The 13,450-nt window shown below is 67.9% G+C and carries 12 protein-coding genes; 8 read left to right on the forward strand and 4 right to left on the reverse strand.

The genetic code is table 11. The features are described 5' to 3' along the window. From hisB to hisD, 3 genes are read right to left on the reverse strand one after another with little or no spacing between them, the layout of a single operon-like run. Complete coding sequence (hisB, locus tag HUN07_RS15190) at positions 1–615, reverse strand: imidazoleglycerol-phosphate dehydratase HisB (protein ID WP_114722782.1); 615 nt, start codon at positions 613–615, stop codon at positions 1–3. Continuing rightward, positions 612–1,760: a histidinol-phosphate transaminase gene (locus HUN07_RS15195; protein ID WP_174910662.1), complete on the reverse strand. Its 1,149-nt coding sequence runs from the start codon at positions 1,758–1,760 to the stop codon at positions 612–614. The genes hisB and HUN07_RS15195 overlap by 4 nt, the downstream gene beginning before the upstream one ends. Next, positions 1,757–3,079 carry a histidinol dehydrogenase gene (gene hisD / locus HUN07_RS15200; RefSeq protein WP_174910665.1) on the reverse strand — a complete coding sequence of 441 codons (1,323 nt, stop codon included), beginning with the start codon at positions 3,077–3,079 and terminating at the stop codon, positions 1,757–1,759. The genes HUN07_RS15195 and hisD overlap by 4 nt, the downstream gene beginning before the upstream one ends. Before the next feature lie 264 nt (positions 3,080–3,343). Here hisD and HUN07_RS15205 point away from each other — a divergent pair, with 264 nt between their 5' ends. The 4 genes from HUN07_RS15205 to HUN07_RS15220 all read left to right on the forward strand — a co-directional run bounded on the left by HUN07_RS15205 (position 3,344) and on the right by HUN07_RS15220 (position 7,711). After that, positions 3,344–4,921 (forward strand): GMC oxidoreductase, encoded by a 1,578-nt coding sequence (locus HUN07_RS15205; RefSeq protein WP_441346775.1) that lies wholly within the window; start codon positions 3,344–3,346, stop codon positions 4,919–4,921. An 11-nt stretch (positions 4,922–4,932) separates the two neighbouring features. Next, positions 4,933–6,246 (forward strand): glycoside hydrolase family 1 protein, encoded by a 1,314-nt coding sequence (locus tag HUN07_RS15210; protein WP_114722778.1) that lies wholly within the window; start codon positions 4,933–4,935, stop codon positions 6,244–6,246. Between the two features lie 49 nt (positions 6,247–6,295). Further along, positions 6,296–6,913, forward strand: coding sequence for a LysE family transporter (locus HUN07_RS15215; RefSeq protein ID WP_174910671.1), 618 nt, complete (start codon positions 6,296–6,298; stop codon positions 6,911–6,913). 111 nt (positions 6,914–7,024) lie between these two features. Next, a complete protein-coding gene (locus HUN07_RS15220) occupies positions 7,025–7,711 on the forward strand; it encodes a hypothetical protein (protein WP_174910674.1) in 687 nt (228 codons plus the stop codon). A gap of 1 nt (position 7,712) precedes the next feature. Here HUN07_RS15220 and HUN07_RS15225 read toward each other — a convergent pair whose 3' ends face one another. Continuing rightward, the gene (locus HUN07_RS15225; protein ID WP_174910677.1) at positions 7,713–8,183 is read right to left on the reverse strand and encodes an SRPBCC family protein; all 471 of its coding nucleotides are present in this window, start codon (positions 8,181–8,183) and stop codon (positions 7,713–7,715) included. Positions 8,184–8,440: 257 nt separating this feature from the next. On the opposite strand from HUN07_RS15225, the gene HUN07_RS15230 reads away from it, so the two are divergent. From HUN07_RS15230 to HUN07_RS15245, 4 genes are all read left to right on the forward strand, one after another. Next, the gene (locus HUN07_RS15230; RefSeq protein ID WP_114722774.1) at positions 8,441–9,088 is read left to right on the forward strand and encodes a hypothetical protein; all 648 of its coding nucleotides are present in this window, start codon (positions 8,441–8,443) and stop codon (positions 9,086–9,088) included. A 228-nt stretch (positions 9,089–9,316) separates the two neighbouring features. Then, on the forward strand, positions 9,317–10,597 hold the full coding sequence (locus tag HUN07_RS15235; protein ID WP_114722773.1) for a metal-dependent hydrolase family protein: 1,281 nt from the start codon (positions 9,317–9,319) through the stop codon (positions 10,595–10,597). Between the two features lie 167 nt (positions 10,598–10,764). Further along, on the forward strand, positions 10,765–11,445 hold the full coding sequence (locus tag HUN07_RS15240; protein ID WP_114722876.1) for a hypothetical protein: 681 nt from the start codon (positions 10,765–10,767) through the stop codon (positions 11,443–11,445). 3 nt (positions 11,446–11,448) lie between these two features. Then, a complete protein-coding gene (locus HUN07_RS15245) occupies positions 11,449–13,434 on the forward strand; it encodes a YhgE/Pip domain-containing protein (RefSeq protein WP_114722772.1) in 1,986 nt (661 codons plus the stop codon). Positions 13,435–13,450 lie beyond the last annotated feature (16 nt).

The following is a 13,450-nucleotide window of genomic DNA, read 5'->3' on the forward strand; positions in this document are numbered from 1 at the left end:
CTACAGCGCACCCTTGGTCGACGGGACGCCGGTGACCCGCGGATCCGGCTCGACGGCCTCGCGCAGTGCGCGGGCGACGGCCTTGAACTCCGCCTCGGTGATGTGGTGCTGGTCGCGGCCGTAGAGCACCCGCACGTGCAGCGCGATGCGCGCGTTGAGGGCGATCGACTCGAACACGTGCCGGTTGATCACCGTCGAGTACGGCACACCCGGGTAGCCGCCGATCACGCTGTGCAGCATGTGCTCCGGCTCGCCGGTGTGCACGCAGTACGGACGCCCGGAGACGTCGACGGAGGCATGCGCGAGGGTCTCGTCCATCGGGATGAAGGCGTCACCGAAACGGCGGATGCCACGCTTGTCGCCCAGCGCCTGACCGAGGGCCTGGCCGAGCACGATCGAGGTGTCCTCGACGGTGTGGTGGGCGTCGATCTCGACGTCTCCCTTGGCCTGCACGTTCAGGTCGAAGCTGGCGTGCGCGCCGAGGGCGGTGAGCATGTGGTCGAAGAACGGGATTCCTGTCGATACCGCGACGTTCCCGGTGCCGTCGAGGTTGAGTTCGACGACGATGCTCGATTCCTTGGTGGTCCGCTCGACGCGTGCGATCCGGTCGCTCATCGGGATCCCTTCGTTTCCGTTGAAACAAGCTCGGTTGAAGCAAGCTTCCTGCTGACCCGCAGCAGTTCGTCGTTCTCGGCAACCAGGCCGATGGTCGCACGCAGATGTCCCGGGATACCGACGTCGCGGATCAGCACGCCCTCGTCGAGGTAGTGCTGCCACCTCCGGGCGGCGTCCTCGAAGAGCCCGAACAGGATGAAGTTCGCGTCGCTCGGGACCACGGTGTAGCCCATCGCCGACAGCTCCGCGCTCACCCGGTCGCGCTCGGACGCGAGCTCGGCGACGCTGCCGAGGGTCTCGTCGGCGTGCCGCAGCGCGGCGCGGGCGGCGGCCTGCGTGACCACCGACAGGTGATACGGCAAGCGCACCAACAGCATTGCGTCGATGAACGCCGGAGCCGCGACGAGGTATCCGAGCCGGCCACCGGCGAACGCGAACGCCTTGCTCATCGTCCGGCTCACCACGAGCTTGGTGGGGAACTCGTCGATCAGGCTCACCGCGCTCGGGATCGACGAGAACTCGGCGTACGCCTCGTCCACGATCACGATGCCGGGTGCGGCGGCCAGGATCTGCTTCAGGTCCTCGAGGCCGATGCTGTGCCCGGTCGGGTTGTTGGGGCTGGTGACGAACACGACGTCGGGGCGGCGCTCGCCGATCACCCGCACCGCGGTCTCCGCGTCGAGCGAGAAGTCCTCGCGCCGCGGCGCGGGAATCCACTCGGTCTGCGTGCCGGTGACCAGCAGCGGGTGCATCGAGTAGGACGGCACGAAACCGACCGCCGTGCGCCCCGGGCCGCCGAACGCCTGCAGCAGCTGCTGCAGCACCTCGTTGGAACCGTTGGCGGCCCACAGGTTCGACACGTCGAGCGCGACGCCGGTCTGGCGGGTCATGTACGCGGCCAGGTCCGTGCGCAGCGCGACCGCGTCACGGTCCGGGTAGCGGTGCAGATCCGCAGCCGCGGCACGGACCGCCTCCGCGACGTCGTCGACGAGCGCCTTCGACGGCGGGTGCGGGTTCTCGTTGGTGTTGAGCTGCACCGGAACCGTCAACTGCGGTGCGCCGTAAGGAGACTGACCGCGAAGGTTCTCCCGGATGGGCAGATCGTCGATGCCGACGGCCGATCCGGGGACGACCCCGGCGCTCACTTGAGAGCCTCGAAGCGCAGCCGCACGGCCTCGCCGTGTGCCGGCAGATCCTCGGCGTTCGCGAGCGTGATGACGTGCCCGGAGACCTCCTTGAGGGCGGCCTCCGAGTAGTCGACGACGTGGATGCCACGCAGGAAGGTCTGCACGCTCAGTCCGGACGAGTGCCGCGCGCAACCCGCGGTGGGCAGCACGTGGTTGGACCCGGCGCAGTAGTCACCCAGGCTGACCGGCGCCCACGGCCCGACGAAGATCGCACCCGCGGACCGGACCTGCGCGGCCACCGCGGAGGCATTCTCGGTCTGGATCTCGAGGTGCTCGGCGGCGTACGCGTTGACCACCTTCAGCCCGGCCGCGATGTCGTCGACGAGCACCGTGCCGGACTGGCTTCCGCGCAGCGCGGTCTCGACCCGCTCACGGTGCTTGGTGAGCTCGAGCTGCGCGGCCAGCGCCTTGTCGACGGCGTCGGCCAGGTCGGTGCTGGTGGTCACCAGGACGCTCGCGGCCATGACGTCGTGCTCGGCCTGGCTGATCATGTCGGCCGCGACGTGGATCGGGTCGGCGGTGCCGTCGGCGAGGATCGCGATCTCGGTGGGGCCGGCCTCTGCGTCGATGCCGACCAGTCCGCGGCACAGGCGCTTGGCGGCGGTGACGAAGATGTTGCCGGGACCGGTGATGAGGTCGACCGGCGCCAGCTCACCGCCGTCGGTGTCGGTGCCGCCGTAGGTGAGCAGGGCGACGGCCTGGGCGCCGCCGACGGCCCACACCTCGTCGACGCCGAGCAGTGCGGCCGCGGCGAGGATCGTCGGGTGCGGCAGACCGCCGAAGGCGGCCTGCGGCGGGGAGGCGACGACGAGCGACTCGACACCGGCGGCCTGCGCCGGGACGACGTTCATCACGACGCTGGACGGGTACACGGCGTTGCCACCGGGCACGTACAGGCCGACCCGCTCGACCGGGACCCACCGCTCGGTGACGGTGCCGCCGGGCACGACCTCGGTGACGGTGTCGGTGCGGCGCTGATCGGCGTGCACCTTGCGGGTCCGCTCGATCGCGACCTCGAGGGCGGCGCGGACATCGGCGTCGAGTTCGGCGAGCGCGCGATCCAGCTCGGCCTGCGGCACACGGACGGTGCCCGGCCGGATGCCGTCGAACTTCTCGCTGTATTCGAGCGCCGCTTCGGCGCCACGGTCACGGATCGCCTCGACGACGGGACGGACCTGATGCAGCACCGCGTCCACGTCCACTCCGCCGCGGGGCAGGGCGCCTCGAAGCTCAGCGGTGGAAGGGGTACGACCGCGAAGGTCGGTGCGGGCAAGCATGAGAGGTCCTCTCTGGAGAACAGGGGTTTACACCGATTATCCGCGATGGGTGCAAGTTGCTTACGTTCCGGCCCCACACGCGCGCCGAACGGCCCGCTGCTCGCGGTGAGCGCCTCCCCTGAGCAGCGCTTTGTCCGAAAGACACCCCACTGGACACGTGTCCACCCTAGAGTTCCCACCTGCGAGAGCTCGTCGACCCCAGCATCCGACAACGCAACGCAGGGAGCTGCCGTGATCCCCGATCCGAGCCCGACCGTTCCGCGAGTGACGAGACGCACGTTCCTCGGCGGCGCGGCAGGAGCAGCGTTCGCCGTGACGGCCGCTGCCCCGTCGGCCGCGGCGGCCCCGGCGCGACGCACACCGGTGACCGAGGAGCGCCGCCGCGCAGTGGTGATCGGGAGCGGCTTCGGCGGAGCGATCGCCGCGATGCACCTCGGGCAGGCCGGCGTGGACACCCTCGTCCTCGAGCGCGGCATCCGGTGGCCCACCGGGCCGAACGCCGAGACGTTCCCGCGGATGCTCTCCCCCGACCAGCGCTCGGCGTGGCTGCAGCCGCACCCGGTGATGACGGGCGCCCCGCCCGCCGTGTTCCCGCCGTTCACCGGACTGATGGAGCGCATTCCCGGCAACGGCATGGACATCCTGTGCGGAGCCGGCGTCGGCGGCGGGTCGCTGGTCTACCACGGCATGACCATGCAACCGAACGGCGAGAACTTCGCCCGGTGCGTCTCGCCCCGTATCGATTTCGCGCAGATGGATTCGGAGTACTACCCGCGGGTGGCCCGCAGGCTGGGGATCGCGACGATCCCCGACGACCTGCTGAACAGTCCGCAGTACAGCTCGTCGCGCCGGTTCGTGGAGATGGCGGACGCACAGGGCCTGCACACGTTCCGGGTCCCGATGCCGATCGACTGGGAGTTCGCGCGGCGGGAACTGCGCGGCGAGATGCGCCCGTCGTACACCACCGGCGACCTGATCTACGGCGTCAACAACGGGGGCAAGTTCTCCGTGGACGTCACGTATCTCGCGGCCGCGGAGGCGACCGGCCGGGTCGAGGTGGCGCCGCTGCATCGGGTCGCCGACATCGAACGCGGCCCGGACGGCTCCTGGATCGTGCACTGCGACCGCATCGGACGGGACGGCACGGTGCTCGAGCGGAAACGGATCACCTCCGACGCCCTGTTCCTCGGGGCCGGATCGCCGGGCACCACACGCCTGCTCGTGAAGGCGAAGGCCAAGAACCTGGTCCCCGATCTCCCCGACGGTGTCGGCACCGGATGGGGCAACAACGGCGACCGCGTCTTCATGGTCACCCGCGCGACGGACAGTCCCGGTGCATGGCAGGGCGGACCCGCGTGCGTCGGGGTCAAGGACTGGGACAACCCGGCCGGCGCGCTGACGATCGTGCTCGGGCCGGTGCCGTTCCCGCTGGATCTGTACACCACGTCGGTGATCGGGTACGGCGTCGTGGACGGTCTCGGTACGTGGCACTACGACGCCGGCCGCGACGACGCGGTGCTGACCTGGAATCAAGCGTTCGACCGGGGTCTGACCGACGCGATCCGCGCACGGATCGAGCAGATCGTCGGCGCCGGGTTCGGAGTGTCGGCGATCGACGTGAACGCCGTCGACACCAACACCTTCCACCCGTTGGGCGGCGCCCCATTCGGCTCGGTGTGCGACGACGCCGGACGGGTGCACGGGCAGCGTGGGCTCTACGTCCTCGACGGCGCCCGCATCCCCGGGTCCACCGGGGCGTGCAATCCGTCGATGACGATCGCCGCGCTCGCCGAGCACAGCATGGACGCCCTGGTCGCCACCGACGTCGACACTGTCTTCTGAGAAGGACCCCCATGAAAGCAACGTTGCGCACCGCGATCGTCGCGCTCACGCTCACGCTCCTCGCCGTGCCGACTGCGCAGGCGCAACCGCTCGGCGACGACTTCCTGTGGGGCGTGGCCACCTCCGGGTTCCAGTCGGAGGGGTCGTCGCCCGACAGCAACTGGTCGCGGTACTCGGCCTCCGGGAGGACGCACGACGAGATCGGCGATGCGGTCGACTTCCGACACCGCTACGCCGAGGACATCGACAACGCGGCCGCGCTCGGTGTCGACGTGTTCCGCTTCGGCATCGAATGGGCCCGGGTGCAACCACATCCGGGCCAGTGGGACAAGACCGAGTTCGCCTACTACGACGACGTGATCCGGCGGATCCGCGACCACGGGATGACGCCGATGATCACCCTCGACCACTGGGTGTACCCGGGTTGGATCGCCGACCGGGGCGGCTGGGCGGATCCTCGCACCGTGGACGACTGGCTGGTCAACGCCGAGGAGGTGGTGAACCGCTACCGCGACGTCGGCGCCATCTGGATCACGTTCAACGAGCCCACCACCTACGCACAGCGTGAACTGACGTTCGGGGGGATTTCACTTCTCGACGTGCACAAGATGTTCGACGGCATGACACGCGCCCATCGCACGATCTACGACCGCATCCACCAACTCGATCCCACGGCGCGGGTCGGCAGCAATCTCGCGTTCATCCCCGCCGCGTTCGGGCTGCTCGACAACCTGTTCGTCGACCGGGTCACCGACAAGCTCGACTTCCTCGGCATCGACTACTACTACGGGCTCTCGCTGGACAACATCTCCGCGATCGCCGCCGCCACCGACCAGTTCTACGACGTCGTCCCACAGCCGGACGGGATCTACCACGCGCTCATGGCGTATCACCGCAAACTGCCGGACATGCCGCTGTACGTCGTGGAGAACGGGATGCCCACCGACGACGGCAAGCCACGACCGGACGGCTACACCCGCTCGGATCACCTGCGTGACCACATCTACTGGATCGAGCAGGCCCGCAGCGACGGCGCCGACGTGATCGGCTACAACTACTGGTCGATCACCGACAACTACGAGTGGGGTTCGTACCGTCCGCGGTTCGGGCTGTACACCGTCGACGCGCTCACCGACCCGGCGCTCACCCGCCGCCCCACCGACGCCGTCGACACGTACCGCGGCATCGTCGCCGCCGGGGGCGTGCCCGCGGACTACACACCGGTGATGCCGAAGGCGTTCTGTTCGCTCGTCGATCCTCCGGGCAGCTGCCTGACCGGTGGCTCGTCGGGCAGCGGATCGGGCACCGGGTCGGGCGGCTCGTAGCCACACCCGCCACCGATCCACGGCGTGGGCGCGCCTAAGCTCCTCCCGCGTGTCGTGGCAGATGTGGTTGGCATTTTTCGGCGCCAGCTGGGTGATCAGCCTGTCACCAGGAGCCGGCGCGATCGCGTCGATGTCGGCTGGCCTCCGGCACGGCTTCCTGCGCGGCTACTGGAACATCCTCGGCCTGCAGCTGGCGCTGCTGCTACAGATCGCGATCGTCGCGGCAGGCGTCGGCGCCCTGCTCGCCGGCTCGACGACGGCGTTCCTGATCGTGAAGTGGTTCGGCGTCGCCTACCTCGCGTATCTCGGCATGCGGCAGTGGCGCTCGGCGCCGACACCGATCGAGGCCGAACCGGACAGCAAGCGAGCCACCGCCGCGGGGCTGGTGCTACGGGCGTTCCTGATCAACTCCAGCAACCCGAAGGCGATCGTCTTCATGCTCGCGGTGCTACCGCAGTTCCTGAACCCCGCCGCACCGCTGTTCCCGCAGTACGCGCTCATGGCGGCCACGATGGTCGCCGTGGACACCGTCGTCATGACCGGATACACCGGTCTCGCGGCGCGGGTCCTCCGCGTGCAGCGTTCGCCGCGTCAACAACAGGTCACGAGCCGCGTCTTCGCGACCCTGTTCTTCACCGCCGCGGCGGCCCTCGCCACCGCGGTGTGACAGGCGCGGTTCACGGCCTACCGCCGGGGATCGTTCTGTGCCTACGCTGACGGGAGCAGCATGTGCGGGCGCAGACGTCGGTCGGCGGCCCGCCGACCATCGGGAGCGACCATGAGCACCAGCCCGCGAACCCTCGCCGAACAACTGCCCGATCTCCCACCGGGCGACGAGTTCGAGCGGTTCGCCGGATACGCGGTGATGGGCCTGCCGTTCACGACCGGCCACTACCTCGCACTCCGACACTTCCCTACGAGCTCGATCGGCCCTGGCTACGACTCGGTGTGGCACCGGAACCCGGCCGGCCAGTGGGTCATGTACATCAACGGAGCGCCGGAGTCCTCCTGCCCGCGCTACTTCGGCCGGGCATTGGCGGAATCTCGAACCGCGGACATCACCATCACCTGGAGCGGACCGGACGAGTTCGGCGTGACCGTCGGCGACACGATCGACTGGTCGATGATGTTGACCCGTTCCCTCGCCACCCGGGCGATGACCGCCGCCGGATCACTGATGCCCGCCGCACTGTGGCGCAACGACCGCGTGCTGACACTGATGTCCCGGGTCGCCGGGCCGCTGCTCGGCGTGGGCCGGGTCGGACTGACCGGGGAAACTCCGAGTGGGTATTCCTTCCGTGCCAATCCGCGCCGGTTGTGGGCGGTGCAGCGCAGCCGGGCGACGGTCGACGGCGTCGACGTCGGACCGCCGGGCCCCCTCCCGGAGCAGGCCCGGCTCGGCGGGTTCTGGCTGCCGCAGCGGGGCATGTTCGCGATCGGGGAGACGTACTTCACGCCGGCGTGAGTCACCCGTCGGCGTACCGCGCGCGCAACTGCTCGAGGGTCGCCGTGATGCCCTGCTCGTCCTTCGAGCGGAACCCCATCCATTCCACCCACTGCGGGAACCTCACCATCGAATAGTCGAACACCTCGGTCACCTCCGTGTGACCGGCCGTGGTCTCCGTGAACTCCCAGCGCCAGTGGTGGCCGAGGGGGTGTTTCCACTCGACAACACGCCCCTCCTCGAAGTCGATGACCCGGCTCGTGATCTGGTACGGCGCGCCGTACATCTTCATCGAGACCGTGAAGGTGGAGCCTTCGTCGAGGCGGTCCGGCCCGGACACCGCGTGCTGCACGGTCCCGGACCCGTCGAGTTCGTGGTGGCGCCGCGGGTCGGCGATCAGGTCGAAGACCGTCGCGGCGGGTGCGTCGACGGTGACCCGGCGGGCGATTCTGCGCGGTCCGCGATCGACCACCGTGACGTTCGAGCCGCTCATGCGTCCACGGTACGTCGCCACGAGCCGGTCGGCACCCGCGAACGGAGCCGCGCCCACTCGTTCCGCGGCCGGCGGGGCACGCGGATGCGCCGCCAACCTTGATGAACTGAGAATGAACGTAATCCCAACGAACGTAGTCACGGTCGTCGCATCTCCATCGTCTTACCCTGCACAGCAAGCTGATTCGATCGACGTTTCGGCGGTTCGATCGTCCGATTTCACGGCATGGTCACGATTTGCGACCTATACTGCCGCACATGCTGATTCACCCGACTCTGCGGATGCAATCGTGGGGATTCACGATCGGGTCGCTGCTCTTCGCGCTCGGCTCCGCACCGGTACTCGCGCCGGCCCTCGGAACGGCCACCGCCAACACGGCCTTCTTCGTCGGCTCCTGGTTCTTCACCTACGCCGCGTTCATCCAGTTGGTGCTCAGCGGCGCCGCCACGACAACGGACACGGATACCGGCAAGCCCGCGATACGCGCCGAATGGCTAGCCGCGGCGACCCAGTTCCTAGGCACGGTGCTCTTCAACATCAGCACCGGGGCCGCGCTGCACGCCCACACCATCGCCGGCGAGAAGCACCTGGTGTGGACACCGAACGCGGAGGGCTCGATTGCGTTCCTGATCAGCAGCTATCTGGCGATCCTGATGCTCGTCCGCGCAAAGAACTACTGGGCTCCGCGCTCCCTCGACTGGCAGAGTGCCTGGTTCAACGCCCTCGGCTCACTCGCGTTCGGCCTCTCGGCCGCGGGGGCGTTCATCACCCAGTCGGGAAGCGTCGAGGACGCATCCCTCGCCAACGCCGGCACGTTCGTCGGCGCCCTGTTCTTCTTTGCCGCGTCCGTCATCTTCCTCGGTAAGCCACGTCGTCCCGCGCCGGAGCCTGTCGAGTCACTCTGACGCAGGTCCACCGCCGATCTCGCTGCCGCGACGCATTGTCGAAGGCAGCGGGATCGGCGGTTCCGGTCCTGGAATCCTTTGCGTCGCACCGTCACTTGTCGAGCCTCTTTCGGCCGTCACCGGGACCACCACCGACAACTCGAGAACGGGTGAAGTAGGGGGTTAATTCCGACCCGACGGTGATCGTCGCGGCGCGACCCGGCGCACCCGCTGTTAGCTTTGCGAGGTATGACGACTCTTCCGGAAAGCAAGAAGCGGTTACTGTTTCGTAACGTCCGGGTGTTCGACGGCGTATCAGCGGAGCTGAGCAACGGGGACGTTCTGATCGACGGCAACAAGGTCGCCGCCGTGTCGACCTCCCCCGTCGGGGATGATCCCGGCAGGGAGACCGTCGTCATCGACGGCGGCGGCCGGGTGTTGATGCCCGGTATGAGCGATGCACACGTCCACCTGGTCGGTAACGCCAACTCGTACGTCGACCTCCTGATGGGCACGGAGGGACACATCACTCTCAACGGCGTCGCCGAAGCGAAGAACATGCTGATGCGAGGGTTCACGGCGGTCCGCGATATGGCCGGTGACACCTCGAGCATCAAGTCCGCGATCGACCGCGGCCAATTCCCCGGGCCGCGCATCTACCCGTGCCAGGCCGCGATCTCGCAGACCAGCGGTCACGGCGACTTCGGCAACGTCTACGACACCCCCTCGGCTCTCGGCGGTGCCGAGAATCGCTCGGAAACAATCGGTTTCATGCGAATCGCCGACGGCGAGGAGCGAGTCCTGGCCGCAGTGCGCGAGCAGCTCAAGAAGGGCGCCTCCCAGATCAAGATGATGGTCGGCGGCGGAGCCGCCTCGACGTACGACCCGCTGTACACCGTGCAGTTCACCGATGCCGAACTACGGGCGGGGGTCAACGCCGCAACCGACTACGGCACCTACGTCGCCACCCATGTCTACAACGTCACCGGCATCCGGCGTGCGATCGAAGCCGGAGTCAAGTCGATCGAGCACGGCCATCTGTCCGACGAGACCACGGTCAAGTTGATGGCGGAGCGCGACGTTTGGCTGTCGATGCAGCCCTTCGCGGAGGACGATCACCACTACCCCGACGCCGACCGAGCCGAGAAGAACCGCCAGATCTGCAGTGGCGTGGACCGGATCTACGGCTGGGCCAAGAAGTACGGGGTGAAGGTGGCCTTCGGCACCGATCTGCTGCTCGAGCCGCAGTTCGCGAAGCGACAGAGCGAGATGGCAGCCAGACTGGGCGATTTCTACAGCAATGTCGAGGCGCTGCGAATGCTGACCTCCGGCAACGCCCAGTTGTTCCGGCTCGCAGGTGAACGCGATCCGTACCGTGACGCCCCTTTCGGCGTCGTCGCGGAGGGGGCCTGGGCCGACGTACTGCTCGTGGACGGCAACCCACTCGAGGACCTGAGCGTGCTGGCCGACCCGGAGAAGTACCTGTCGGTGATCGTCAAGGACGGTCAGGTCGTCAAGAACAGCCTGTGACGGCCTGATCGGCCGTCTCCGACGTCAGCTTCGAAAGCAGCAAGGGTCAAGGACAGCAACCGAACACGTCGCCGTTCGTCGAACGACGAGGGAATGTGGAGTGCGAATTGGTCGAAACACAGATCGAGGGGTACCAACCCTCGTGGGAACCGGTCTCAGGAACTTTGTTGTCCGCCAGAGCAATCGAACTCCACGGCCCGTGGGGTCACGTATTCGGTCCGCTCGATCTCGACATCGACATCGGCGGGGTGACTGTGCTCGCGGCACCGGCCGGCGCCGCGCGTACGGCCCTGTTGATGGCGCTGTGCGGGCGGATGCGCCTGACCGGCGGGTCCCTCACCGTCCTCGGGTTCGAGGACAAACCCATGGCGGTGTTCCGCAACTCGACCATCGCGTGCCTCAACGAACTCGACGAGGTCCGCCCGTCGGTCACCGTGCGCGATCTCGTCACCGAACAACTGCGTTGGGACTCACCGTGGTACCGGTTCGTCCCGCGCGTCGGGACGAGCGGTGTCGAGGATATGTGCGCCGAGGTGTTCGGCGACGTACCACTGCCGGCGCTCAACGCGTTCGTCGACGACCTGCCCGAGATCCAGCAGTTGTTGCTGCGGATCGCCGTGGCCAACACGCGGCGGCCTCCCCTGCTGGTCGTCGGCAGGATCGACAAGATCGCCGACGACGAAGAGCGCCTCATGGTTCTGGAAAGACTTGTGGCACTGGGCCAGAACCAGTCCGTGATCACCGCCGACGTGAACCCACTCCCACCGGGTAGTTCGGTGCGCGCCGTCGTGGACCTGCACCAGCTTCTGAACGCCGGAGACATCGGCGTCATGACCGAGGCGAGGTAGCCGATGCTTGCAGGCATTTCCCTGGGCAGCGATTCGAAGCGCTACTTCCGTGGCACGATGCCGCGAATCGCCATCATCACGATCATCCTCATGCCGCTGCTGTATGGCGCGATGTACCTCTGGGCCTTCTGGAATCCGTTCGGAGCAGTGGACAAGATCCCGGCCGCGATCGTCAACATCGACACCGGCAAGACCGCCGACGGACAGGAACTCGACGCCGGCGATCAGGTCGTGAAGTCCCTGATCGCCTCCGGCCAACTCGACCTCGCGGAAGTGTCCCAGGAGGACGCGGCGAAGGGCCTCTCGGACGGTAAGTACTACTACACGATCACCCTGCCGGAGAACTTCAGCGCGGCGGTCTCGTCACCGAACGGCGACCACCCCGAGAAGGCGAATCTCATCTTCACCTTCAACGACGCGAACAATTATCTCGCGACGATCATCGGTCAGGACGCGTCGGAACAGGTGATCAACCAGGTCAATTCGACGATCGGAGCGCAGGGCGTGGGGCAGGTCCTCACCGGTCTGCAGAGCGCCGGGTCCGGACTGGGGAAGGCGGCGGGCGGGGCCGAACAACTCGCCACGGGTATCGACCAGGCGAACAGTGGCGCGGACCAACTCGCGTCGGGCGCCCATACCCTCGCCGACAACATGGTCACAGCGCGCAGCGGCTCGGACGCCCTGGCCGCCGGTGCCTCCCAGCTGGCAACCGCTATCGACGGCGTCGCCGACCCCCTACTCAACGCGCTCGAGGGGGGCGCGTTGCCGGACGTCGGCGGTCAAGTCGCACAGCTCCGCCAGTCGCTGGCCGATCTCGCGAGCCGAGCCCCGAGCGAACAACCACGGGCACCGACCGCCCAGGCGGTCGAACAGGTGATCAGCGTTCTGAACCGCAGTTCCGATCCGATCGTGCAGCAGGCCGTCGCCGCACTCACACCGCTCACCCGCGCCGTGGCCGCACCCGCGGCGGACATCCGCGGGGAGCTCGAGGCGCTCCATTCCGACGCGCAGGCGCTCGAGTACCAGCTGACCGATCCGAACAGCCCCCTGCAGAGCGGCCTGGCAATGCTGCAGAACGGCGGACTCGCGTCCGACGTGCAGCAACTACGCAACGGTGCCGACCAACTCAGCTCCGGGGCCTCGACGCTCAGTCAGGGCATGGGGCAGCTTACGGACGGCAGCTTCCAGCTCGCCAGCGGCGCCGACCAACTCGCCGCCGGAACCGAGCAGCTGCAGTCCGGGTCGAAGGAACTTGCCTCGGCACTGCAGCAGGGCGCCGGCCAGGTGCCGAGCTGGAGCGACGAGCAGCGCACGGCGACGGCCGAGACACTGTCCACTCCGGTCGCGCTCCAGCAGGAGTACACGAACGTGGCTCCGACCTTCGGAACCGGCTTCGCACCGTTCTTCCTGTCGCTGGCGCTCTTCGTCGGCGGCATCATCACCTGGATGCTGTTGACCCCGTTGCAGTCCCGCCCCACCGTCGGTGGCGTCGGGCTGTACCGGACCGTGCTCGCCTCGTACTGGCCGGCGCTCCTGGTCGGCATCCTGCAGGTGGTCGTGATGTACACGGTCGTGCACTTCGGCGTCGGGCTCGACGTCAAACACGTCGCCGGCACGATCCTGTTCCTGATGCTGATCTCGGCGACGTACCTCGCGATGATCCAGGCGTTCAACGCGCTGTTCGGAGTCGCTGTCGGCCGCGTGGTCACCCTGGCTTTCCTCATGCTCCAGCTCGTGTCGGCGGGTGGCATCTACCCTGTCCCGACGACCGCGACGCCCTTCCAGGTCATTCATCCGTTCGACCCGATGACCTACACGGTGAACGGTCTTCGCCAGCTCACCGTCGGTGAGCACGTCGACTCGCGACTGTGGATCGCCATCGCGGTGCTCACCGGCATCCTGCTCGTGAGCCTCACCATCAGCGCCCTCTCGGTCCGCCGCAACCGGCGGTACACGATGGAACGCCTGTACCCACCCATCGAGGTCTGATCCTCGACCGACACCG

This window comes from Rhodococcus sp. W8901 (genome assembly GCF_013348805.1).
Classification (GTDB): Bacteria; Actinomycetota; Actinomycetes; order Mycobacteriales; family Mycobacteriaceae; genus Prescottella.